General features: G+C 37.7%; 16 protein-coding genes and 1 riboswitch. Of the genes, 12 read left to right on the forward strand and 4 right to left on the reverse strand.

The features are described 5' to 3' along the window. Positions 1-54: 54 nt before the first annotated feature. On the reverse strand, positions 55-1347 hold the full coding sequence (locus KVT27_RS19920) for a hypothetical protein (protein WP_036148158.1): 1293 nt from the start codon (positions 1345-1347) through the stop codon (positions 55-57). 455 nt (positions 1348-1802) lie between these two features. Here KVT27_RS19920 and KVT27_RS19925 point away from each other — a divergent pair, with 455 nt between their 5' ends. Then, positions 1803-2957 (forward strand): response regulator, encoded by a 1155-nt coding sequence (locus tag KVT27_RS19925; protein ID WP_036122284.1) that lies wholly within the window; start codon positions 1803-1805, stop codon positions 2955-2957. A gap of 211 nt (positions 2958-3168) precedes the next feature. Here KVT27_RS19925 and KVT27_RS19930 read toward each other — a convergent pair whose 3' ends face one another. Next, positions 3169-4815, reverse strand: a complete 1647-nt coding sequence (locus KVT27_RS19930; RefSeq protein ID WP_042737490.1) for a hypothetical protein — start codon at positions 4813-4815, stop codon at positions 3169-3171. Positions 4816-5069: 254 nt separating this feature from the next. Between KVT27_RS19930 and KVT27_RS19935 the strand changes: the two genes are divergently transcribed. The 3 genes from KVT27_RS19935 to thiC all read left to right on the forward strand — a co-directional run bounded on the left by KVT27_RS19935 (position 5070) and on the right by thiC (position 10535). Next, entirely contained in the window at positions 5070-7172 is a 2103-nt protein-coding gene (locus tag KVT27_RS19935) for a methyl-accepting chemotaxis protein (protein WP_217581805.1), read from the forward strand. A gap of 329 nt (positions 7173-7501) precedes the next feature. Then, the gene (locus KVT27_RS19940; protein ID WP_036122288.1) at positions 7502-8431 is read left to right on the forward strand and encodes an AEC family transporter; all 930 of its coding nucleotides are present in this window, start codon (positions 7502-7504) and stop codon (positions 8429-8431) included. 66 nt (positions 8432-8497) lie between these two features. Beyond that, positions 8498-8612, forward strand: a riboswitch (TPP riboswitch). A 144-nt stretch (positions 8613-8756) separates the two neighbouring features. Then, on the forward strand, positions 8757-10535 hold the full coding sequence (gene thiC, locus KVT27_RS19945) for a phosphomethylpyrimidine synthase ThiC (protein ID WP_036122290.1): 1779 nt from the start codon (positions 8757-8759) through the stop codon (positions 10533-10535). Positions 10536-10740: 205 nt separating this feature from the next. On the opposite strand, the gene KVT27_RS19950 is transcribed toward thiC, so the two are convergent. Together KVT27_RS19950 and KVT27_RS19955 are read right to left on the reverse strand one after the other, a co-directional pair. Next, positions 10741-12246, reverse strand: a complete 1506-nt coding sequence (locus KVT27_RS19950) for a catalase (RefSeq protein WP_036122292.1) — start codon at positions 12244-12246, stop codon at positions 10741-10743. A 306-nt stretch (positions 12247-12552) separates the two neighbouring features. After that, positions 12553-14007: a response regulator transcription factor gene (locus KVT27_RS19955; RefSeq protein WP_036122295.1), complete on the reverse strand. Its 1455-nt coding sequence runs from the start codon at positions 14005-14007 to the stop codon at positions 12553-12555. A 277-nt stretch (positions 14008-14284) separates the two neighbouring features. Here KVT27_RS19955 and hutH point away from each other — a divergent pair, with 277 nt between their 5' ends. From hutH to KVT27_RS19995, 8 genes are all read left to right on the forward strand, one after another. Beyond that, positions 14285-15799: a histidine ammonia-lyase gene (hutH, locus tag KVT27_RS19960; protein ID WP_036122298.1), complete on the forward strand. Its 1515-nt coding sequence runs from the start codon at positions 14285-14287 to the stop codon at positions 15797-15799. Between the two features lie 155 nt (positions 15800-15954). Further along, entirely contained in the window at positions 15955-17625 is a 1671-nt protein-coding gene (hutU, locus tag KVT27_RS19965) for a urocanate hydratase (protein ID WP_217581806.1), read from the forward strand. Then, positions 17622-18899, forward strand: a complete 1278-nt coding sequence (gene hutI, locus KVT27_RS19970) for an imidazolonepropionase (protein ID WP_217581807.1) — start codon at positions 17622-17624, stop codon at positions 18897-18899. Before hutU ends, hutI begins: the two co-directional genes overlap by 4 nt. Positions 18900-19096: 197 nt before the next feature. Continuing rightward, a complete protein-coding gene (locus KVT27_RS19975; protein WP_036122307.1) occupies positions 19097-19897 on the forward strand; it encodes an NUDIX domain-containing protein in 801 nt (266 codons plus the stop codon). Positions 19898-19980: 83 nt separating this feature from the next. Continuing rightward, positions 19981-20532, forward strand: a complete 552-nt coding sequence (locus tag KVT27_RS19980; RefSeq protein WP_036122311.1) for a cysteine hydrolase family protein — start codon at positions 19981-19983, stop codon at positions 20530-20532. Positions 20533-20541: 9 nt separating this feature from the next. Continuing rightward, complete coding sequence (locus KVT27_RS19985; protein WP_217581808.1) at positions 20542-22023, forward strand: nicotinate phosphoribosyltransferase; 1482 nt, start codon at positions 20542-20544, stop codon at positions 22021-22023. A 22-nt stretch (positions 22024-22045) separates the two neighbouring features. Continuing rightward, a complete protein-coding gene (nadD, locus tag KVT27_RS19990; protein ID WP_025116948.1) occupies positions 22046-22660 on the forward strand; it encodes a nicotinate-nucleotide adenylyltransferase in 615 nt (204 codons plus the stop codon). Positions 22661-22810: 150 nt separating this feature from the next. After that, complete coding sequence (locus tag KVT27_RS19995) at positions 22811-24664, forward strand: SLC13 family permease (RefSeq protein WP_036122326.1); 1854 nt, start codon at positions 22811-22813, stop codon at positions 24662-24664. Positions 24665-25220: the final 556 nt, after the last annotated feature.

Consider the following 25220-nt stretch of genomic DNA (forward strand, 5'->3'; position numbering starts at 1 on the left):
TAAGAAAGCACTAAAGAAACCTTTGAAATGGGTATCTTTAGTGCTTTTAACTGTTTAATTTCTAATAATTTGGAATGTCCCAGGTGTCATTGTTTGGATAATATGACGGTTTCCACTAATGATATAGTCGGCTGGTACTTGCTTGCCAAAGTCATTTAAGTGATTGATCGATGAGCTTGCTGATAAACCTTCAATAATAATCTCCATGTTCGCATCGAATGTAACTTGCTTTTTATTTAATGTAGCCTGAAGAGTAATGCGATCTCCCCTTTTTGTTACTTGAATGTCGATTACACCTTCATCTTCATTGATTAATGTATAAAGTGGCGGAATGATAATTGTTATTTTATCCTTTGTTGTTAAAATAAAGCGTTCTGTATCAATCTCTGAATCAGAAACATTTATTTTGGCTTTATAAATATTCTTGCTTTTCGTCATAGCCGTTGTTTTACCTGGTAGAGCTACCATATCTGATAGTACAGGTGTTTTAGGGACGTTCCCTTTTGAAGGGAGTGTATATTTCCCTTGAACAAAATCAACCAAAGTCCAAACATTTGGCACGAGTTGCTGCTGTACAGGTGTTAGAGCTTCAAATGACGTTTTTACTTCTTGTACATCCTGAGGGGTAGACGTTTTGGGTGATAGAGCTGCAATGGCACTTTCTACAGCCTTAGCAGCAGCCTTATCCTTCAATACAAGCTGTTCAGCGTCAAGTAGAAGTTGTTCAACCCCAGTAGGTAAAGAAACATATGAAAACCTACGTAAGGCATATAGCTCTGCTCGAGCATCAGCTACATCTTTATGGAAAGTTGGACGAGATGAATTAATGAGTTGAATTTTATTTACTACTTTATCAACTGTTGTATTAGGCGCAATATATGATGTTAATATTTTTTGCGCGGCTGCACTTACAAAAGTTTTTTGTGCTGCATTTAAGGTATTATACCAATCTCTTGTTTCCATGACATTTTGATAATAATTAACAGCTGTAGATTCTACTGAATATAACTTTTCCTCAATTTGTGCCGCCAGCTTACGGTAAGAAATTCTTGTCTGTTGATGTGATGACAATGTGGAATAGTTTGTTACATACTGCTTTTCCAGCTCTGTTAGTGCATTGTAGGCTTTTAGTGCTGCCTCCAAATTTACTTGGAAGGTAGAGGTTGTGTAGTTAATATTGTTAATCAATTGTATAACATTTGACACGTTAGAATTGTAGTAAGAAGTACTGTATATGTATGCCACGCTTGGTTGTCCAGTCACATTAGCAGCAGATGCTGGTGCACTATAAAGGAGCGATGGGACCGCCACTAAAGACAGCAGGGCTAATTTTTTTTTATTTTTCATACTATGAGATGCCTCCTAATTATATTATTCGAAACGCAAATCTATCCAATATATGGTGTTGTATCAATTTTATCATAGCCTAGGATTTTTTTATGCATTTTTTGGTCGAATAGGTAGATTGGTTATGTGTTTTTAGTGAGAGTATATAACTTCAGTACCTATTTAAACGGCATTAAAAAAGAATTGTTTAAGTACTACCGGATAATAATGGGCTGTAATGACGAAAAATCATCTGACAGAGAAAATTTGAAAATGAGCGGCTAGGACAGTTTATTTTATAATGGAAAAAAATAATTAAAATATGGAATTTTTTCAGGAGGTTCACACTCCTATATCCTATTTCAGTAGATGTCTACAAATTGGATTATTTATCCTTCAAAAGTAATGCTATCCCTCAATTTTTTAGAAAAATAAACGATAATAAGTAAAGGAGTAGTTTTTAAGGAGGAGTAATAATGAGAATCGTGCTAATAGATGATGAATATTTATCAATAACGAGATTAAAAACCTTGCTTGAAGAAAGTAAGGTTCCAGGGATAGAAGTAGTTGGAGAATACACTGATTCTCTAAAAGCGATGGATGAGATACAGAGTCTACAACCAAGTGTTGTATTTTTAGATATAGTCATGCCGGATATGGATGGTTTAGCACTGGGGGAGAAAATTCAAGAATTATTGCCAGATGTAGAGATTGTTTTTACAACAGGGTTCGATCAATATGCTTTAGATGCCTTTAATTTACATGCCGTTGATTATTTATTGAAACCCATACAAATTTCACGTTTAGAAAAGACATTGGATCGTCTTGAACAGATTAATAATAAACACAAAAAAAGTTCGAGGAACTCTACAATTATTAATCTATTTGGCGGACTCCGTGTCGTATTACCAGACGGCCAAACACAAATTTTAAAATGGCGAACTTCCAAAGCGAAAGAGTTATTTGCCTACTTACTTAATCACCGTGATGAAATTATATATCGTGATACCATTTTAGAGTTATTTTGGCCAGAGTCTGATAGAGATAAAGCATCGAAACAACTTTATACGGCCATTTATACAATACGTCAAACATTAAAAAATTATGGGCTGGAAGGTGTGCAAATTTCAAGTCCATTGCTCAATTCAGGTTATAAACTTTTGTTGGAACAAACTGTTGTCGATGTAGAACAATGGTTGTCTAGCTTGAAAGCCTTACCTTCACTAGAAAAGTCAACCGTGGATCAGCATGAACAAGTATTCCAACTGTATACTGGTGATTATTTAGGGGATTGTGATTATCTATGGGCAGAAAGTGAGAAAGAGCGTTTAAGGCGACTATGGTTACATCATGCCCATCAGCTTAGTGAATTTTATATAACAAATGAAAACTATTCGGCTGCTATTAAGGTTCAGGAAACAGTTCAAGCTCTTTTTGCAGGTGAAGAGGAAAACTATTTCATCTTGATGAAACTTTACGATTTACTGAATAATGTAGCGGCTGTTGAGGAGCAATACTTGCTGTTAAAAAAAGCGCTTCAGGAGCATTTGGCTGTGGAACCAAGTGAGGAAATTGAGAATTGGTATAAAAGATGGAAGCAGACAAATGCGCTAACGCACATGAATGTTTAACTATATAGAATACTGATTATAAAAAGGACTCTTGCAGTTTGCAGAGTCCCTAGATTGAAAAAATAAAAGCCATTGAGAAGTTAACGCACGGTTGATGATATAGTTGTTGCTAGTTTTCGTCCTAACAGGTTTATGAAACTAATGGATCAAACGTTATATTCATTGATTTGTTTTGTCAGCATCATTGTTTTATTTTTCATGCTGAAAGAATTTAATCTTTCCCTTTTTTATACTGGCCTTTATAGGTTGAAATAGCGCTGTTTAAATAATTAATGACATATGAGACTTCGTAGTCAGAGAAATAATTATTAGATAAAAACGTTTCAGCGTATGATACGGCCGAGTCGAAAATGTACCATTCCATATATGTTGTCCAATTGGTATTAGACGATAAACCCGATCCATCCTCTGAAACAGTCACATATATCCCTTTTGCTTGATTAACAAGCGTTTGTAAGCTGTATTTATTACCATAATAATAATTATTATTATACTTAAAAGCACTCTTATAAGTCCAAATAGCATTGTTTAAGTTATTGATAGCACTGGTAATATCAGTTTGAGTAGCGTAATAATTATTAACAACTGCTTGAGCAGCTGAAACGGCGGAATCTATAGCGTTTCTCTCAGCTTGCGTTGTCCATGGATTATTATGGTAAACATCTGAGCCCCACGAAACCGTTACATACTGAATTGAATTAATTAAAGATTGAAGAGTAGCTTTATCGCTATTGCCGTAGCCATAGCCATATTTTAAGCCGTACTTTTGAGCAGTTTGATAGACGGATAAAGCATTTCTGTATTGTGTAATAGCATTCTTTACTTGTTCTTGTGAGGCGCTATTGTTGTTTGCTACAGCTCTGGCGCTGGTCACAGCAGAATCAAAAATATTACGATCAACCTGCATTGTCCATTTGTCAGTTGTTAAAATATCGTATCCATTTATAGAAACCTGTACGTAAGGGGGGGATGCTAGTAGCGTAGTTAGCTCTTTTTTATCAATAACAGGTAGGATAACGGAAACGCTTTTATTGTCCACTTGAACTTTACCCACCTGGTGTCCGGAGTTTAATGCTACTTTTGATCCGCCTTTGACAATGATTTGTTCAATTTTACCCTCGCCGAAAAGGTTGAAGTTTTCCTCTACATTGATTGTTAGCTTTTCCACATTTGCCTTCAACTCAAAAGTAGGAACTTTACCTCCTATATCAATTTTAGAAAGCGCTTGGTCAGAAGATATATTCACCTTCGTACGTGCTACATTGATAGTAGATGATTTCATATCTCTTAGCGTAACATACAGCCAGTCATTCTTCTTTATAATTAGTGGTTTTAGTGTAATCGTATCGCTCACAGAAACGTCATCAAGTGTAATAGCTTTTTTTACTCTGTTTGTAATGATTAGCTGACCATCAATTGTAATGTCTTGTATGTTTACATAATCTGCGTTCACAGTAACATCACCAGAAACATGAGCGTCACCCCCATCAAAATATACTGATTTTTTGCTCGTACCAGCTTTATTTAATGTTAATGATGTCACATCAATAATTTGCTTGTTTTTTACGACAATGGTGGCCGATGCATTCGTTAATGCTGTTTTGTTTGAATGATCAAAAAGGGGCTTTAAATCATTGTGGATTCTAAATGTACCGTTTGATGTAATGACCGTATCATTTGTAATGTTTTTAATCGTTACGGCATTGCCGACCACTTTTTTTGTTGCTGCAACTTGAAACTGTGCTTCATATAAGCTTGATTGATTTAGGGAAGAAGAGGCTTGTGCAGTAGACACTGGTAATACTAGTGTCGCTGTCATCGCCGTGGCTATTAATGTTGATAGCGCTTTATTTGTCATGCAAGTCACTCCAATCATTTTATCTAATAAATAATATACCATATTTTACTATAATTTAGTATTTTAAGTGTATGTTTTACTAATTGGTGCAACTCGAATGAGTCATAAGTACTTTGAAATATATAAGGAAAATCTATTAATATGCCTGTATTTTTATCTATAATTATGTAAATTTCTACTTTATTCGCTAAATATTTTATTGAGATACGACCTTCCATCCATTATGATTATTTATAAAAGTGGGGGTGTTTGTGATGAAGAAATCAAGAGGAATTGCATTGAAACTATCTTCCCTAATAATAGGATTGTTTCTAGTATTATTTTTATCCTATACAGTGACAACGGGGATTATTATAAAAAAGCAAAGTGTTAAAGATGCAGAGTATGGAACATTGCAAACGGCTGAATCATCAGCGGCGATTATGAGCGAGCGCTTTAAAAAAGCCAATACAACATTACAAACAACGAAACGGATCGTTGAAAGTATGGAGAAGAATAAGACGCTATCTACCAAAGGTGTTTTAGACATCATGGAAAATAATTTAGCCAATAATGATGATTTATTAGGGGTAGGAGCTATCTTTGAACAGAATTCTCTTATTGTAAACCCAAATGATGAGGCTACATTGGTAGATTCCAAAAAACGTTTTGGGCCATACTTAAGTAAAAATGGGAATGAAATAACGACCACTCTTATTGAAGGTGTAGATGATAAAAATGTATCCCAATGGTACTGGGTACCAAAAGAAGAGGGACGGACTGTTTTAACGGAGCCCTATGACTATAGTGTAAACGGTCAAACCGTACTAATGACCACAATTTCTGTACCATTAGTCAATGCTTCAGGGAAGTTTTTTGGTGTATTGACGGCGGATGTGTCGATAGATTATTTAAATGAGCTGACAATGTCTGTTGCTCCGGAAGGCGGCTATGCAGCAATTATTACAAATAACGGTGTACTAACAGCTAACAGTTTCGGTAAAGAGCTGGACGGTCAAAATATGCAAGATGACTCTGCTTGGACAAGCATAAGTAAGACAATGGAAAACGGCGAGCTAACAAGTATGTACATAGAGTCTAATGAACTAAAGGATAAAGCTTATAATGTGTTTGCTCCAATGATTTTAGAGGACATTGACGAAACTTGGACCGTTCAAATCGTATTAGCTGAATCAAAAATTTTAGAAACATATAACCATGTATTTGTATATACGATTATTGCATCCATTATAATGGTAGCCCTGATGACTGCTGCAAGTGTACTATTTATTTACAAACAGTTAAAGCCGCTCAAGTTTTTACGTGCTTCAATTGAAACAGCAGCAGCAGGAGATTTAACACAAAAAGTAGAGGAGAAATATATTAAACAAGATGAAATTGGGGCAGTCGCACTGGCCTATAATAATATGTTGGAAAAAACTAATAGTGCTATTAAAGCCGTGTTAAACTCCACGACTCTATTGAACCAATCTTCTAATCAGGTCCATGAGGCGTTTACTGAAATCGTGTCCTCTAGTCAAGAGGTATCAGTAGCCATTAATGAAATTGCACAGGGTGCATCGAAGCAATCAGAAGATACTGAAGAAACGAACTATCGTATGATGGATTTATCGGAACAAATAGACGCCATTACTGCACTTTCGAATGAAATGGACGATTTATCTCACAAGACAAATGTGACAACAGAAAAAGGCATGCAAGAGGTTCAAAGTTTACATGAACATAATTTAGAGACGAATGAGATGAACGGCCGTATTCAGCAGCAAATGGAATCGCTAGCTTCTAATATTGCCAATATTAATCAAATTATTGCCTCCATTCAAAGCATTACGGAGCAAACTAATCTATTAGCTTTAAATGCAAGTATTGAGGCTGCACGAGCTGGTGAGCATGGAAAAGGTTTTGCCGTCGTGGCGGAAGAAGTAAGAAAATTGGCAGAGCAATCAAAAACTGAAACAGAAATTATTAAAAGCACGGTAGAAAGTATTTTAGAAAATTCTCAGCAAACAGTTGCAGTCATTGCATCAAATGCAGACTTAATGCAATCTCAAAATGAGTCCGTACAAAGCACGCAATTGGCCTTTAAAGATAATAGTGATTTGTCACGTGCAATTGCAACTTCTATTAGTGAACTAATGACACAGTTGTCTACTATGTTAGAGCATAAAAATCAAGCGATTATGTCCATTCAAAGTATTTCGGCAATCTCAGAGGAAACAGCGGCCTCTGCTGAGCAAGTAAGTGCCTCTGCAATGGACCAACAAGCTGAATTGCAAAAAGTGGCAGAGTCTATGCAAAATATGAATGATATCTCTAATGAACTGCAAGAGGTTGTTAATAGATTTAAGCTTGCGTAAAGAAAAAGGCCACCTAGAATCTAAAGGTAGCTCAGACTTTTTGATAAAAGGAATCGAGAAGATCATGCTCGATTCCCTTTTTATTTATCCTTCATTAAAAATAGTTCTTTGCTGCCCAATCATACACAGTCCTAAATGAATGAGTTTAGGTAATTCTTACATTGTGTACATTGTTCTCTTTCATTGATTTGATTTTTTGAATCTTTTCAACCATATGAACAAGGCGCGCCCCGTCCGTAGTGGAAGTCAACGGTTTTAATTATGAAAGTAAGTGGCATTGACCTAGTGCATGATCGACACTACTATTAAAAGGGAGGAGGGACATCAATATGGTGTATCTTGGAATGATTTTCTTTCAAATTGTCGCACCTATTTTAGTATTACTTGTACTAGGTGCTATTCTACAAAAGAAATTTCGCTTTAATTTAAAAGCATTATCACAGCTTATTACATATTGTTTTATGCCAGCCGCTGTATTTATTAATTTATATGAGACGAATATAAAGCTGTCTGTTCTAGGAGAAGTCGGATTGTTTGTTGTACTTTTTATCGGGAGTCAAATGCTGCTTAGTCACTTTTTAGCGAAAGGGCTTGGCCTCGCCAAAACTGAGGCGGCTGTTTTTAAAAATAGTGTAGTACTCATTAACTCTGGGAACTATGGGATTCCGGTAGCTCAAATGATTTTTGCCACTCAACCTATCGGTGTAGCCATCCAGGTTATACTCGTTATCTTTCAAAACATGACAACATATACGTATGGTTTATATAATTTAATTTCCTCTACTAAATCGGGCATGACGATTTTTAAGGATTTTATAAAAATGCCTATTATTCACGCTCTAATAATCGGAGTGGCCATGAATTATTTTGATATTGGCATTCCGCAGTTTATTAAAATACCAATAGACCATGTAGCAGATGGTTTTATTGCCGTTGCATTAATCACGCTAGGAGCCCAATTGTCTCAGCTGGAGATCAAAACGATGTTTAATAAAACAGTATTCGTCAGCTGCTTCACACGATTATTTATCGGACCAGCCGTGGCTTTAGTCATTATCTATGCGCTAGGTTTAGATGGGGTTGTGGCACAATCATTATTTATAGCGAGTGCTTTTCCCACATCCCGCAACAGTTCAAGTCTAGCATTAGAATATGATGTAGAGTCCGCAACAGCTGCTCAAACTGTTTTATTCTCAACCATTGTGAGTTGTATAACGGTCACGATTGTGATTTATATTGCGGATGTATTGTTTACCTAATAGAAAATATTTTAATGATATCTTCCATCTCTTAGCAATATCTGCTACACTAGCATCAAACTGAATAGTATTAACTAGGGGAGTCTGATGAGTCAGGCTGAGAGGGAAACGCATAGAGGTTTCTTGACCCTTTGGACCTGATCTGGCTCATACCAGCGTGGGAAAGTTAAGAAGCTATTGCCTATTACGTGCAATCAATAGACCCTTTACATTCATGGCCGGATCCAATTATTATTTTGGATTCGGCCTTTATTTATTGTATTGATTGTTGGGTGAGCTAGATTCGGTCCTTGCTTAAAATACATTTAAGGGAGAGAAGTAGCTCATGTCAGCAATTAGTGAAAAGAACATTACGATTATGTCTAACTTTGAAGGAAGTAAAAAGGTTTATGTGGAAGGATCTCGTCCAGATATTTTAGTACCAATGCGTGAAATTGCATTAAGTCCGACGACTGGTAGCTTTGGAGATGAAGAAAATGCCCCCATTCGGGTGTATGATACGAGTGGCCCATATACAGATCCGGCCTTTCGTGTGGATATTACAAAGGGCTTACCTGCTTTACGAAGTACTTGGATACAAGAGCGAGGGGATGTTGAGGAATACGGAGGGCGTACGATTAAACCGGAGGATAATGGTTTCCGTCGCGCTGATGATCCGCGTATCCATGAAAACGTCTTTCCGGAATTGGTGAGAAAGCCTTTACGTGCAAAAAAGGATGGAAATGTCACACAGCTTCATTATGCTCGAAAAGGAATTATTACACCTGAGATGGAATTTGTAGCGATACGCGAAAATATGGACCCAGATTTCGTACGTTCAGAGATTGCAGCAGGCCGAGCTATTATGCCTTCCAATATTAATCATCCAGAGGCAGAGCCAATGATTATCGGTCGTAACTTCCATGTGAAAATTAATGCGAACATTGGAAATTCAGCTGTATCATCCTCGATTGCAGAGGAGGTCGAAAAAATGACATGGGCTACACGCTGGGGTGCTGATAATATTATGGATCTATCAACTGGCAAGCATATTCATACAACGAGAGAATGGATTATTCGAAATGCTGCAGTACCCGTTGGGACAGTACCAATTTATCAGGCATTAGAAAAAGTGAATGGTGTCGCTGAGGATTTAACGTGGGAGGTGTACCGTGATACGCTTATTGAACAAGCGGAGCAAGGGGTAGATTATTTCACTATTCATGCAGGTGTCCTTTTACGTTACGTTCCTCTTACGGCAAGCCGTGTAACGGGCATTGTGTCTCGGGGTGGATCCATTATGGCGCAGTGGTGCTTATACCATCATCAAGAGAACTTCCTCTATACTCATTTTGAGGAAATATGCGAAATTATGAAAGCTTATGATGTAGCCTTCTCATTAGGAGATGGCTTACGCCCAGGGTCAATCGCGGATGCTAACGATGAAGCACAATTCGCGGAGCTGGAAACATTAGGTGAATTAACGGAAATCGCATGGAAGCATGATGTTCAAGTAATGGTGGAGGGTCCAGGTCATGTTCCCATGCATTTGATTAAAGAAAATATGGACAAGCAATTAGAGGTTTGTAAGGAAGCTCCCTTCTATACATTAGGTCCATTGACAACAGATATTGCGCCAGGTTATGACCATATTACATCTGCTATTGGAGCAGCAATGATTGGTTGGTTTGGTACAGCTATGCTCTGCTACGTGACACCGAAGGAACATTTAGGTTTACCTAATCGGGAGGATGTTCGAGTAGGGGTTATTACTTATAAAATTGCTGCACATGCTGCAGATTTAGCAAAGGGCCACCCAGGTGCACAGCAACGGGATGATGCACTGTCCAAAGCGCGTTTTGAGTTCCGCTGGCGCGATCAATTTAACCTTTCTCTTGATCCAGAGCGTGCAGTAGAATATCATGATGAAACATTGCCAGCTGAAGGAGCCAAAACGGCTCATTTTTGTTCAATGTGCGGGCCTAAATTTTGTAGCATGAGAATTTCTCAGGATATTCGTAATTATGCTAAGGAAAAGGATTTAAATACAACAGAAGCCATCCATGAAGGTATGAGGGAAAAGTCAGCGGAGTTTAAAAAGGCAGGTAGTCAAATCTACCAATAATAATAATGCAAGGCTTGTGTTTATTTCTAGACACGAGCCTTTTTTATGTTGGTTTCATAACTTAATAGGGAGATGAAAAAAAGGAATATATGCCTTTGCAAATAGAAATGAACGCTTAAACCTAGACGAATACAAAAAAGCTCCATGTGAATTATACATTCACATGGAGAAAAGTTGGATTTGGATATCAATAATAAGTGGAATATTAAACGTTTGTTGGTTGTTTTACGTATGGATTTGTAAGATCCATACCTTCTAATGAAAGACCCATTGCTTTTGCGACACCTTCACCATATGCTGGATCAGCTAAATAGCAGTGAAGAATGTGACGGCGTTTGATGAATTCCTCAACAGAAGCCATATCATTAGCCGTATTTTCAAATAGACGTTGTTGTTCTTCCGCAGTCATTAGGCGGAAAAGTTTACCTGGTTGCTCGAAGTAATTACTATCGTCTTCACGGAAATCATGAATTCCTGCATGACCATCAATGCGTAACTCAGGCTCTTTATGGTCTAAATTATGTTCCCATTCACCATAGCTATTTGGTTCATAGCCTAGTGTTGATCCAAGGTTGCCGTCAAAACGCATAGAGCCATCTCGGTGGAAAGTACGGAATGGACACTTTGGTGCGTTAACAGGAAGCATATAGTGGTTTACACCTAAACGGTAGCGTTGTGCATCCGCATAGGCAAAGATACGACCTTGTAACATTTTATCTGGTGAGAAGCTAATACCAGGGACGATGTTAGATGGTGCAAAGGCAGCTTGTTCCACTTCTGCAAAGTAGTTGTCCGGGTTTTTATTTAACTCAAACTCACCTACAGGAATTAATGGGAAATCTTTTTTATACCATACTTTTGTTAAATCGAATGGGTTGTATGGTAGCTCACGAGCTTGCTCCTCTGTCATAACCTGAATATACATTTTCCATTTAGGGAAATCGCCTTTTTCGATGGCTTCATATAAATCACGTTGTGAAGACTCACGGTCTTGACCGATTACCTCAGTTGCTTCATCACCTGTTAAATTTTTAATGCCTTGTTCTGTACGGAAGTGGAATTTAACCCAAACACGCTCATTATCAGCATTGATAAAGCTATATGTGTGCGAACCAAATCCGTGCATATTACGGTAACCAGTTGGGATACCACGGTCGGACATTACAATTGTAACTTGGTGAAGTGCTTCTGGTAATAGCGTCCAGAAATCCCAGTTAGAATTAGCGTTTTTCATATTTGTACGTGGATCACGTTTGACCACGTGGTTTAAATCTGTAAAGTGTAGTGGATCACGGAAGAAAAATACTGGTGTATTGTTTCCTACTAAATCCCAGTTGCCTTCTTCAGTATAGAACTTAAGGGCAAAGCCGCGGATATCACGCTCAGCATCTGCTGCACCACGCTCACCAGCAACTGTGGAGAATCGTGCGAACATATCAGTTTTCTTGCCCACTTCCGAGAAGATTTTAGCTTTTGTATATTGAGTTATATCGTGCGTTACAGTAAAAGTACCAAATGCACCTGAACCTTTCGCATGCATACGACGTTCAGGGATTACTTCACGATTGAAGTTTGCTAGTTTTTCAACTAGCCATACATCTTGAAGTAATAGAGGGCCGCGTGGACCTGCTGACATAGAGTCATGGTTACTTACTACTGGAGCACCACCTGCTGTTGTAAAACGACGGCTACGATCATTTGCGTTTGTCATATTAGTTACCTCCTGAAAATAATGTAAGTCAAACTCTTCGTCTATAACTATAACAAATATAAAATAGAATTGCTAGTACATTATAATAATTATCGTTAAAGAATTTTTATAGTAAGATATAAAATATAAATATATGCAGCAAAGAGCTTATTTATACTTAATTATCGTCCTAAATTTGTTGTTAAATAAACTATATATAAACAGTATTTATACTGTAAATGAAAAAAGTATAAGAGTTAATACCCATAACACAAGCCTTTATTGAAAATGAAAACGACTAATTGAAAATTATCTACAACGTTCTTTTTAGTTTTTTCGGTATCGATGAGGGGTCATACCGATTTGTTGTTTAAATATTTTAATAAAATAATTCGGGTCATCAAAACCGTTTAAATGAGCAATCTCACTAATTGCAAAATCTGTTTCTACTAGCATCTTAATAGCGTTTTGAATTCTAACTTGCTGTATATAGCGCTTAAATGGCAAGCCTTGTTTCTTCGAAAAAATTGTACTTAAATAATTGGGGCTGATGCCAAGCTTACGGGCGACAAAGGGAAGAGACAAGGAACTATCTTTAAATTGCTGATCAATAATTTCTAAAGCGAGCTCAACATAATCGGCTCTTTTCTCCATGCGTGCATCACGGGCTAGCTCTATTAATCTCTGAGTGAAAGAAATAATACCATTGAGAATCGTATAAAAAATAGGATGCTCAATAATTAAATGAAATAGCTGACGGTAGTTTTGTTCAATGACTGCTTTTTCGTGTAGTTTATATTTCAACATAAAGCGCCGAATTTGTGCTAACACACTTGTTAGATGGATGCGTAGGTCATCCTGCTCATAATAGATGCCTTCATTAGAAAGTCGATATAAAAATGTTTTTACGGCTTCGAGATTACCCTCCTCCAGGCTACTTATTAATAATTGTTGTTCTTCTGGTGTTAGTAATGGATCGAAGGGCTGTATTTCAAATTGTTTACTTGCGTAAAAAATATGCCCGAATCCTTCGTAAAAACTTTGATGAAGTGCACGCTTTGTTAATGTATACATATTTTTAATGCTTGTAGTCGGTCCATCATATATCCCAATATTTAAAGAACTATTGCTAAACAAACGCCATTCCTTCATAAGAGTACGTACATCCTTCTCTACCAGCTTTATGTCTTGCGTTTGAAAAAGGCAGACGATTCTATTCGATAATGGATAGGTTTTCATATGGAAGTGAATCGATGTCGGTTGAAGCCAATTGTAAAGCTTGTTATAGGTCTCAGTGTGCTCAGGTTCAATTATTGTAAAGTGAATGCCAGTTTCAATAGAGTTTGATTTCGTATCCAAAAATAAATGATTATAAAATGATTCATTTGCAGCCTCTTGCGCAGTATCTGTAATTTGTGGTGAGCGCAAGGAAATGCCTGTCAGTTTTTGCTTTAATACTTCTAAATCAATGGGCTTTACAAACAGATGGGCTACCTGTAAATCAATGGCTTTTAATGCGTTTTTAAATAAGGGTTCTGTTGTTACAGCTAAAATAGCACCTGCAAGTTTTTGTAGATCTCGATAAAGAGAAGTTAAGCGATTATTAGGGATCAAGTCGATATTTAACAGTATGGCATCCGGTTCAAATTGACGGATGCATTGAGGTACATCTGACATAGTCGTGCACATATCAATGAAAACATCGCCTGGAAAATAGGTATGTAAAAACCACTTAATGCCTGCTAGTTCAGTGGGGTCTCGATCGATTAATAATAGCTTCATAACATCTAACCTCGCTTAAAATATTCTAGTTTCATATAAAAATACGATTATATTATTAAAAATAACATAGGAATCTGAAAAAAATCATGTTTTCTCTTTTAAAATTCTCTATATTCTGAAAAAAGTAGTTAGTACAATGGAAATAGAGTAATTGACCATTATTCAGCAGGACACTCGTTTATAATGAAAACGCTTAAAAGTAGTTGAATGCGGATGTGTTATTGATTACGTTAAAATGAATTTTACATAAGCCTTAAAGGGAATAGGGGGATGTCATGTGAAGTCGATCATCGAGCTTGATGGCCATACATTAACAAGACAACAAATTGAGGAAATCGTTAAAGGGCATGCAACAGTTGCACTTGCTGCAGATAGTATAGAGCGTATTCGTTTAAGTAGGGAACGGATCGAAAAGCGCTTAGCAGAGGGGCAAACGATTTATGGTGTGAATACAGGCTTTGGAAAACTAAGCAATATAAAAATTGAGGAAGACGATATTGGGCTATTACAACTGAATTTATTACGATCGGATGCAACAGGTGTAGGCCAGCCGTTTCCTACTGATGTTGTACGTGCCATGATGGTTTTACGTGCAAATGCCTTAGCTCGTGGATTTTCAGGAATTCGTGAGGAAACGGTACAGCTTTTATTAGATTTTATTAATAAAGGCGTACACCCAATTGTCCCGTCACAAGGGTCGGTTGGAGCAAGTGGAGATTTAGCGCCATTATCACATTTAGCTTTAGTCCTAGTGGGAGAAGGTAAGGCTGAGTTTAATGGAGAAGTGATGAGTGGTAGTGAGGCGTTACAGCAAGCGGGATTATCACCTGTTCGACTACAAGCTAAAGAGGGGCTGGCACTTGTAAACGGTACACAGGCTATGACGGGTATCGGTGTCTTAACCGTTAATGAGGCTGAACGAATTGGGCTAGCGGCGGATATGGCTGCTAGTTTAACACTAGAAGCATTGAAGGGTATAACATCTGCGTTTGACCCAGCACTTTTAGCAGTAAGACCACATCCAGAGTTAGAGCTTGTTGGCGGTCGTATTCGTAGGTGGCTTGAGGGAAGTAAGCGAGTGACAAAGCAAGGAGAAATTCGTATGCAGGATGCATATTCTCTGCGCTGTATTCCACAAGTGCACGGTGCTTCCTGGCAGTCTTTCTTTTACGCGGAGAACCGAGTACAAACGGAAATGAACGCTACGACCGATAATCCGATTGTTTTAGAAAGCGGTGAAGTACTATCAGGTGGCCATTTTCATGGTCAGCCAATTGCATTAGCGATGGACTTTTTAAAAATTGGGGTAAGTGAATGGGCTAATATTTCAGAGCGCCGTACAGAGCGAATGGTGAATCCTCAATTAAATGAAGGGTTACCGCCATTTTTAGCGACAAACCCTGGGATTGAGTGCGGTCTGATGATTGCTCAATATACAGCAGCATCTATCGTTTCAGAAAATAAAGTGTTGGCGCATCCTTCCAGTGTCGATTCAATTCCTACATCAGGGAATCAGGAAGACCATGTAAGTATGGGGACAACTTCTGCTCGTCAAGTACGTCAGATTGTCCGAAATGCTGCCCTAGTTATAGCGATAGAAATGATTTGTGCATCACAGGCTATTTATTTAGATAAAGCGGAGGAACAATTATCACCAACCACACGAAAGTATTTAGAGAAAGTTCGTGAGTTTTGTCCACCACTATTAGCAGATCAGCCGATCGGTGATGAAATTGAGGCATTGGCGGAGTATTTATTAACTACTGATGCTCTAGTAAAAGAATATATGTAAAGTTGCTTAAATGATTATAAGTTGGAAGAGCTGAGGCGAGACTTGGTTTTCTAAGTCGCCTCTGCTTTATAAGGGATTATTCGTTTTATTGTCTGAATATTCAGTTTTATTTAATTTTACTAATGTATTTATCATTTTAAAGGAGTGTGTTTTTTATGGTATTTAAAACAAGTATTCGTGCACCACATGGGAATCAATTAACTTGTAAAGGATGGACGCAGGAAGCAGCGATGCGCATGCTGATGAACAATCTTGATCCTGAAGTAGCGGAGAACCCAGATGAGCTGATTGTTTACGGAGGTATTGGAAAAGCAGCTCGAAATTGGGAAAGTTATGAGCAAATTATTGCTTCATTAAAAAAACTAGAGAATGATGAGACATTATTGATCCAATCAGGGAAGCCCGTAGCTGTATTCCGTACACATGAACATTCTCCACGTGTTTTAATTGCCAATTCCAATCTTGTACCAGCGTGGGCTAATTGGGACCATTTCTATGAATTAGAAGATCGAAATTTAATGATGTATGGTCAAATGACTGCTGGCAGTTGGATTTATATCGGCGCACAAGGTATTTTACAAGGTACTTATTTATCCTTCGTAGAAGCAGGGAAAAAAGTATTTGGCTCTGCAGATTTACGCGGTAAATTCATCCTTACAGGTGGTATGGGTGGGATGAGTGGTGCACAACCTTTAGCGGGGAAAATGGCTGGCGCTGTCATTCTAGTTGTAGAAGTAGAGCGTGCCCGCATTGAACGTAAAATAAAAGAGGGCTATTGTGATTATCTTGTAGAAACTGTGGATGAAGCAGTTGCATTAGTAAATAAATTACGTGACCAAAAAGAACCAGCCTCGATTGGCCTTGTTGGAAATTGTGCAGACGTCAATCGTGAACTGTTGAATCGAGGGATCATTCCAGACTTTGTCACAGACCAAACCTCTGCACATGATCCGATAAATGGCTATATACCGAATAACATGACATTTGAGGAAGCATTAGCACTTCGTAAATCAGATGTAAAAACATATGAACGAAGAGCTAAGGAAACTATGGCAGAGCATGTTCGTACAATGCTAGAGTTCCAAGAGGCTGGTGCAGAGGTGTTTGATTATGGCAATAATATTCGCGCCTATGCTAAAGAAATGGGCGTAACCAATGCTTTTGATTTCCCAGGCTTCGTACCAGCCTATATTCGTCCGTTGTTCTGTGAAGGGAAAGGGCCATTCCGCTGGGCTGCGCTTTCGGGAGACCCTGAGGATATTTATAAAACGGATGCACTTGCGAAAGAGATGTTCGCAGAAGATGAAGGTCTAGTGAATTGGATCGATATGGCACAAAAAATGGTTAAATGGCAAGGGTTACCTGCACGTATTTGTTGGCTAGGCTATGGCGACCGTCATCGCTTTGCGTTAAAAGTAAATGAAATGGTAGCGAATGGTGAGTTATCAGCCCCAATTGTTTTTGGTCGTGATCATCTTGATTCAGGTTCTGTCGCTTCGCCAAACCGTGAAACAGAAGGGATGTTGGATGGTTCAGATGCAGTATCGGATTGGCCGATCTTAAATGCGCTAGTTAATACAGCAAGCGGTGCCAGCTGGGTAAGTGTTCACCATGGCGGTGGCGTAGGTATGGGCTATTCACAGCATGCAGGGCAAGTATTAGTAGCAGACGGATCGGAGCTAGCAGCAGAGAAAATTGCTCGCGTGTTAATTTCGGACCCTGGTATGGGTGTAGCTCGTCACGCAGATGCAGGCTATGATATTGCTATTCAGACAGCTAAAAACAAAGGTGTGCAAATACCAATGTTAAAGGATGATGTAAAGTGACTATCTTAATAAAAAATGCTAATGAAGTGATTTCATTAAAAAATAATGTACGAGGACCTCGCACAAAGGAGCAAATGCAAGAAATTGCTATAGTGGAAAATGGTAGTGTTCTTATTGAAGAAGATCGAATTGTTGCTGTAGGTGCTTTAGAGCAATTAGAGGTAGATTTTCCTGAACTAGTGAAGAAGGCTACTACAATTGATGCTTCTGGTAAGGTCGTTATGCCGGGGCTAGTGGATTGTCATACGCATCTCGTACATGGAGGAACCCGTGAAGAAGAGTTTAATATGCGGCTCAATGGTTCTACCTATATGGAAATTATGAATGCGGGTGGCGGCATTCACGCTACAACAAAGCGTACACGAGAAACTAGCTTTGATGATTTGTATGAAAAAACAAGAAAGCACTTAGATATATTTTTAAAGCATGGAGTCACAACCGTTGAAGCCAAATCAGGCTATGGATTGGATTGGGAGACGGAAAAGAAGCAGCTTGAAGTAGCGAAAAAGTTGCAAGCAACGCATGATATGGATGTTATTAGTACTTTTATGGGTGCACATGCAGTACCTCGCGACTATAAAGGGCGTGAGGATGAGTTTGTGGATGTTTTGATTCATGAAATGCTACCCAAAGTTGCAGAGTTGGAACTAGCTGAATTTAATGATGTATTTTGTGAAAAAGGTGTCTTTACACCAGAACAATCTGAGCGTATTTTAGAGGCTGGGAAAGATCTTGGATTAACACCAAAAATACATGCTGATGAAATTGAGCCTTATAAAGGTGCTGAACTTGCTGCAGAAGTGGGAGCCATTTCGGCAGAGCATTTGTTAGTTGCCTCCGATGAAGGTATTCAAAAAATGGCTGAAGCGGGTACAATTGCTGTCTTGCTGCCAGGAACTGCATTCTTTTTACGTGCGCCTTTCGCGAGAGGTCGTCTAATGATTGATGAAGGGGTACCTGTAGCCATTTCGACGGACTTTAATCCAGGATCATCTCCGACTATGAGTCTACCGTTTATAATGAATTTAGCTTGCATGCATATGGGAATGACACTAGAGGAAGTACTAACAGCAACAACAATTAATGCCGCGTATGCAGTGAATCGAGGCGAACAAATAGGTTCCCTTGAAGTTGATAAAAAAGCGGATGTTATTATTTTAGATGTTGCTAATTATAAGCAATTACAATACTTCTATGGCATGAACCATACAAATACAGTTATTAAAAATGGGCAAGTTGTTGTACAAAATGGAATTTTGCTGAAAGAACAATAAAGTAAATGGGCATAAATAAGGCATAAAAGCTTTATTTATGCTTTTTTATTTTAATTGAAAAAATCTGATGATAATAGCTCTTTGGGTTACTAAATAAATAGGTTGCATTTTTTTCAGTAGGGGTTTATAATTCAATTAAATAGTAATTCGTTAATTACAAATTACTAAAACCTTGTAATGATTAAAGGGGTTATAAGATGTCAAAATTTAGGACGGAAGAAGAAATGCTAGCGCATTATGATTCTTCAAAATATAAAACACCTGATGGATACACAGCAGATATAGCAATTTTTACGATTACTTCGGAGAAAACAGAAGAAAAGGCGCCGCCAAACATGACACTTAAAATTATGTTAATTAAGCGTGCTGCTAAAGATGCTGATGGAAATGCCAATATTGAAGGTGGAAAATGGGCGCTTCCGGGTGGGTTTGTAGATGCCCATCAAAAGGAATCAGCCTATATTGCAGCAAAAAGAGAGTTAAAAGAAGAGACGAATGTAGAAGGGTTACATGTTCAGCACTTTGGTGTTTACGATGATATCAATCGAGATCCTCGTGGCTGGATGATTTCAAATGCTTTTTATGCGATTGTTCCTGAGGAGCAAATGGAACAACGACAAGCAAATGATGATGCAGATGATGTAGAGTTATTTGATATTGAAGATGTATTTACACTTCAACTAGCCTTTGATCATCGTAAAATCATTGCAGATGCACTCAAATTTATTAAAAAAGACATGGTGCAAACAACCGTTGCTAAAAACTTTTTACCGCAAGAGTTTACCTTATCAGAATTACAACGGGTACTACTGACAGTTGAAGACGATCCACGAATCGCTAATGATTCTGTTTTTTTTACAAAAGCACCTAAACTACCTTTTATCGAAAAAGTAGTGGATGTGGAAGGAAAACCGAAGAAAACAAAGCGAAATTCGTTTAGGCCATCACAGCTGTATACTTTTAATGATTTTGAAGTGGTGGAATCAATTTATCATTAGGAAAGATTCGTCTTTCCTGATAATTTTAAAAACAGTAATTTGTAATTTGAGTATTACTAATTAAAAATTGGAGTGATAAAACGATGAAAAAGAGAGCATTAATTAATATTGATTACACTGTTGATTTTGTTGCAACTGATGGAGCTCTAACTTGTGGGGAGCCGGGACAACAGCTTGAGCAGGCAATTGTTAATTTAACAAGTGAATTTATCTCCAATAATGAGTTCACAGTATTCGCTATAGATGTTCATGAGCAAGAAGATGTTTATCATCCTGAAACAAAGCTATTTCCTCCACATAATATTCGTCATACCAAAGGGAGAGATTTATACGGAGCTTTAAAAACATTGTACGAAGGTAAGCAAGAATTGGAACATGTCTATTATATAGATAAAACTCGTTACTCGGCCTTTGCAGGGACAGATTTGGAGTTGAAATTGCGTGAAAGAGGCATTACAGAGCTTCATTTAATTGGTGTTTGTACAGACATCTGTGTTCTTCATACCGCTGTAGATGCTTATAATAAAGGGTTCGATCTTGTCATTCATAAAAACGCTGTCGCATCCTTTAATCAAACAGGACATGAGTGGGCTTTAAGTCATTTTGAGCATGCACTTGGTGCCTCTGTTATTTGATAGTAAAGAATGGAGGGAAATGATGTGAAATATGCAGATGATAGTTTCATGTTACACACCGATTTATACCAAATAAATATGGTTCAGACCTATTGGAAGGACGCGGTTCAACAACGAAAGGCTGTTTTTGAGCTGTATTTTAGAAAACTTCCATTTGGCAATGGTTATGCGATATTCGCTGGCTTAAAAAAAGTAATGGAGTTTATTAATAACTTTGGTTTTTCTCAAAGTGATATTGAATATTTGCGTGAAGAAGGGAACTATCCAGAGGAATTTCTCCATTATCTACAGAATCTAAAGTTTACAGGAACTATAAGGGGGATGAGGGAAGGAGAGTTGGTTTTTGCCAATGAACCTATTCTGCGAATCGAGGCACCATTGGCTGAAGCACAATTAATAGAAACCCCCTTGCTAAATATTGTTAATTACCAAACGCTAATCGCGACGAAAGCTTCGCGAATTAAAGAAGTGACGGGTGAGGATATTGTGATGGAGTTTGGAACCCGTCGTGCTCACGAGTTCGATGCGGCAATTTGGGGAACTCGTGCTGCTTATATCGGTGGCTTTTCTGCAACAAGTAATGTGCGTGCAGGTAAATTATTTGGTATTCCAGTTTCAGGAACACATGCGCATGCTATGATTCAAACCTACAGAGATGAATATACGGCGTTTAAAAAATATGCAGCCGCACATAAAGACTGTGTATTCCTAGTAGATACTTATGATACGTTACGGTCAGGTGTTCCGAATGCCATCAAAGTAGCGGAGGAATTGGGAGATCAAATTAATTTTATTGGTATCCGTTTAGACAGTGGTGATTTAGCCTATTTATCAAAAGTAGCAAGAAAAATGCTAGATGATGCAGGCTTTAAGGAAACAAAAATTATGGCATCCAATGATTTAGACGAATATACTATTATGCATCTAAAATCTCAAGGGGCGAAGATTGATGCTTGGGGAATCGGCACGAAGCTAATTACAGCCTATGATCAAGCTGCTCTAGGTGGGGTATACAAGTTAGTCTCTATTGAAAATGAAAATGGGGAAATGGTTGATACTATAAAAATCTCTGCGAATCCAGAAAAGGTGACGACTCCTGGGTGCAAACGAGTCTACCGTATTGTAAATAATGAGAATGGTCATGCTGAAGGTGACTATATTGCCCTTGATGAGGAAAATATTCAGCAGACAGAACGACTAAAGATGTTCCACCCTGTCCATACGTATATAAGTAAGTTTGTGACGAACTTTACAGCCATCGAGTTACATGAAAGCATTGTAGAAAACGGGAAAGTAGTATTTGAGGAACCTACAATTCAAGAGACACAAGCATATGCACAGGAAAATTTAAAATTATTATGGTGTGAGTACAAACGAACGATGAACCCGGAAGAGTATCCTGTTGATTTGAGTCAGGCTTGTTGGGATCACAAGAGGACTATTATTCACGATATTAAAGAAAAAATTTCGAAGAAGATGGATACTAGATAAAAAATGACAGGAGGAAGATACGATGGCGAGAATAGGTATTTATGGTTCATCCTTTGATCCTATCACCAATGTTCATCTTTGGACTGCTAGCACGGTTGCACATCGTTGTAAATTAGATAAGGTCATATTTTTACCCTGCTCAAATAAGCGAAAAGATAAAACTATAAAAACAGAAGATAGGCATCGGTGGAATATGCTACATTTAGCAATTGCTAAGGATGATCGTTTTATGGCGGATTCCTATGAGATGGATCAAGAAGGATGGAATATTTACACGTATGACACGATGAAATACTTTAGGGAAAAGCATCCAGAAGATGAAATCCATTTTATTATGGGCGCAGATTTATTAGCAGATATTGGTGCAGGATTATGGAAGAAGGGCGACGCATTAGTTGCGGAAAATAAATTCATTGTTATGGCGAGGCATGGGATTGATATGTTATCAACAATTAGCCGATCCCCGATTTTAAGAAATAATGATGATGGGAGATTTCATCTTATTGATAAGGGCTTAGCTATGGAAATTAGTTCTACCTATATTCGGGAAGAATTTGCGATGGGTGGAGAGCCAAGATATCTTTTGCCTAATGCTTGTTATGACTATATTAAAGAACATCATCTATACAAGAAATAAAAGTGTGGTTGCATGCCACACTTATTTTAATTTTGAAAAGATGGTGACTTTTACTATTTCTAGCCATTCGTAAGCTATAATAGAAATAGCAATGGTGACGGCTTTTTTGCTGTCACAAAAATTTTAATGATTAATGTTAGAAAGGAATTCATGAATGTGCAGCTTACATTAACATTTCTTATTTTAGGTGCAACAATTTTCGCATTTGTGACCAATAAAATACGAGCAGATCTTGTAGCAATTGTGTCACTTTTAGCATTTGTTATTACAGATATTCTAACGCCAACAGAGGCATTAGCTGGATTTTCAAACTCTGTAGTTTTAATGATTGCAGGGCTTTTCGTCGTGGGTGCAGGAATATTACGCACAGGTCTTGCAGGAATGGCAGGACAGTTATTACTTAAATGGTCGGGCAATAGTGAGTTGAAACTATTTGTATTACTACTCATCATTGTTGGATCTGTCGGTGCATTTATGAGCAATACAGGTACTGTCGCATTAATGATGCCAATAGTTGTCAGTATAGCAATTAGTATGAAGGTCAGCCCTTCTAAATTTTTATTGCCACTCTCATACGTAGCTAGTCTATCGGGTCTTATGACGTTGATTGCGTCTCCAACCAATTTAATTGTCAGTCAGTTATTGGTAGATAGAGGATATAGCAAACTTGGATTTTTTGAAATAACTCCAATTGGTATAGTGGGTATGATTGCAGGAATTGCTTATCTAGTGCTTGTGCGCAATATTTTGTTACCGAAAGATCAACATCGTACGCAAACAAATGAGGGCTATAAGCTTTCACCGAAGAAAATCATAAAGCAATATGATTTAAATAATCGACTATTCAAAATTTCTGTTCCAGAAGAATCACCTATTATTGAAACGTCGTTAGCAGAGTTAAAGCTACCAGCCAAGTACACGCTCTGTATGATGAAAATTCATCGCAAGTCACAAGAAGGTATCAATTTACTACCTATGACATATCAAGAAATGGCTGGTCCCACAAGTGTGATTCATGCAAAGGACGAGCTGTATGTTCAAGGAGAAGAAGAGGATATTCGTCACTTTGTTGAGGATTATCACCTGGAGATGCAAGGATTAGTAGAAGGGGAAGCTGATGAATTGGTTTCGAAGCACCTCGGTATTGCAGAGGTATTGCTTACGCCAAATTCAAGCTTTATCAATGAAACAGTTAGTTCGTTAGGGTTTAGAGAAAAATACAATCTAAATATAATTGGTATTAATCGTAAGGGTGGTTATAAACTTCAAGACATGGTTTCGCATAAGTTGAAATTTGGAGACGCTATTTTAGTGCAAGGAGCTTGGGATGAAATTCTTTTATTAGCGAGAGAGACCCAAGATGTTGTGGTTGTAGGTCAGCCAAAAGAACATGCGAGTGTAGCAGCGGCAACAGGAAAAGCTGGTATTGCGGGGATTATTATGCTGTTTATGATTATGTTAATGGCATTTGAAATTTTCCCTGCTGTTATTTCTGTTATGATTGGTGCCGTTTTAATGATATTAACGGGTTGCTTACGGAACATGGAAGATGCGTATAGCAATATGAATTTTGAAAGTATAGTGCTAGTGGCCGCCATGCTACCAATGGCGACAGCGTTAGAAAAAACAGGAGGCATGGCTATATTATCTGACGGGATTATTAAAGTTCTTGGTGACTATGGTCCCTATGGTGTGCTCATAGGTGTTTATATTTTGACAGCTGTCTTTGGACAATTTATTAGTAATACGGCGACGGCTGTATTGTTTGCACCAATAGCTATGAGTGCTGCAATAGCAATGGAGGTTAATCCTACAACATTTATGATTGCAGTAGCAGTAGCCGCGAGTATGGCGTTTGCCACACCAATTGCATCCCCAACTAATGCGCTGGTCATGACAGCTGGGGGCTATAAATTTATGGACTTTGTAAGAATAGGGATACCGTTACAAATTGTTATGTTTATTGTCATGATGATAACGATCCCATTCTTTTTCCCCTTATAAAATTCAGTTTAAGACTATAGATAAACCCAAACTTTTGAGTTTATCTATAGTCTTTTTTGAAATCAAGTAAAGCCGTTGACTACATTTAGGAGTGTAGTGCCCCACATTCTAGTTCCCCTTTATATAAAGAACTGCATCTATATACTGAAAGATCGGTTTAATATTGATTTTTTTCCTGCTATCCAAAAAATCTATTAAATTTTTCTTGTAAGATATGATAAAATTATATTTTAATTAGTGGTATAACATAAACCTTAAGGGTGAAAATATTATTTGTAGTCAAAGATTTATTTTGATTATTAATATAGGAAGTAATTCTATGTGGAGAAAAAAAGTTAAACTTTTTTTGAAAAAGTGTTGACCTTTTAAAAATAAGGGTGTAGTATTATACAAGTCGCCACGGTGACACGCTAAAACAAAGCAAAACATGAACCTTGAAAACTGAACAAGCAAAACGTAATCAATAAAGTTTTTAGTAACTAGCCTAGCTAGTGAACGAAACAAAATTTTGGACATCAAAATTGATGCCAGCAAAACAATTTGAGCTAATCAAATT

It is taken from the genome of Lysinibacillus sp. GbtcB16 (assembly GCF_019091145.1).
Lineage (GTDB): Bacteria > Bacillota > Bacilli > Bacillales_A > Planococcaceae > Lysinibacillus > Lysinibacillus fusiformis.

Excerpts from the sequence above, each read along its gene's own strand:
- KVT27_RS19920 (WP_036148158.1), bottom strand. The coding sequence starts at position 1,347 with ATGAAAAATAAAAAAAAATTAGCCCTGCTGTCTTTAGTGGCGGTCCCA.
- KVT27_RS19925 (WP_036122284.1), top strand. The coding sequence starts at position 1,803 with ATGAGAATCGTGCTAATAGATGATGAATATTTATCAATAACGAGATTA.
- KVT27_RS19930 (WP_042737490.1), bottom strand. The coding sequence starts at position 4,815 with ATGACAAATAAAGCGCTATCAACATTAATAGCCACGGCGATGACAGCG.
- KVT27_RS19935 (WP_217581805.1), top strand. The coding sequence starts at position 5,070 with ATGAAGAAATCAAGAGGAATTGCATTGAAACTATCTTCCCTAATAATA.
- KVT27_RS19940 (WP_036122288.1), top strand. The coding sequence starts at position 7,502 with ATGGTGTATCTTGGAATGATTTTCTTTCAAATTGTCGCACCTATTTTA.
- thiC (WP_036122290.1), top strand. The coding sequence starts at position 8,757 with ATGTCAGCAATTAGTGAAAAGAACATTACGATTATGTCTAACTTTGAA.
- KVT27_RS19950 (WP_036122292.1), bottom strand. The coding sequence starts at position 12,246 with ATGACAAACGCAAATGATCGTAGCCGTCGTTTTACAACAGCAGGTGGT.
- KVT27_RS19955 (WP_036122295.1), bottom strand. The coding sequence starts at position 14,007 with ATGAAGCTATTATTAATCGATCGAGACCCCACTGAACTAGCAGGCATT.
- hutU (WP_217581806.1), top strand. The coding sequence starts at position 15,955 with ATGGTATTTAAAACAAGTATTCGTGCACCACATGGGAATCAATTAACT.
- KVT27_RS19975 (WP_036122307.1), top strand. The coding sequence starts at position 19,097 with ATGTCAAAATTTAGGACGGAAGAAGAAATGCTAGCGCATTATGATTCT.
- KVT27_RS19980 (WP_036122311.1), top strand. The coding sequence starts at position 19,981 with ATGAAAAAGAGAGCATTAATTAATATTGATTACACTGTTGATTTTGTT.
- KVT27_RS19985 (WP_217581808.1), top strand. The coding sequence starts at position 20,542 with ATGGAGGGAAATGATGTGAAATATGCAGATGATAGTTTCATGTTACAC.
- nadD (WP_025116948.1), top strand. The coding sequence starts at position 22,046 with ATGGCGAGAATAGGTATTTATGGTTCATCCTTTGATCCTATCACCAAT.
- KVT27_RS19995 (WP_036122326.1), top strand. The coding sequence starts at position 22,811 with ATGAATGTGCAGCTTACATTAACATTTCTTATTTTAGGTGCAACAATT.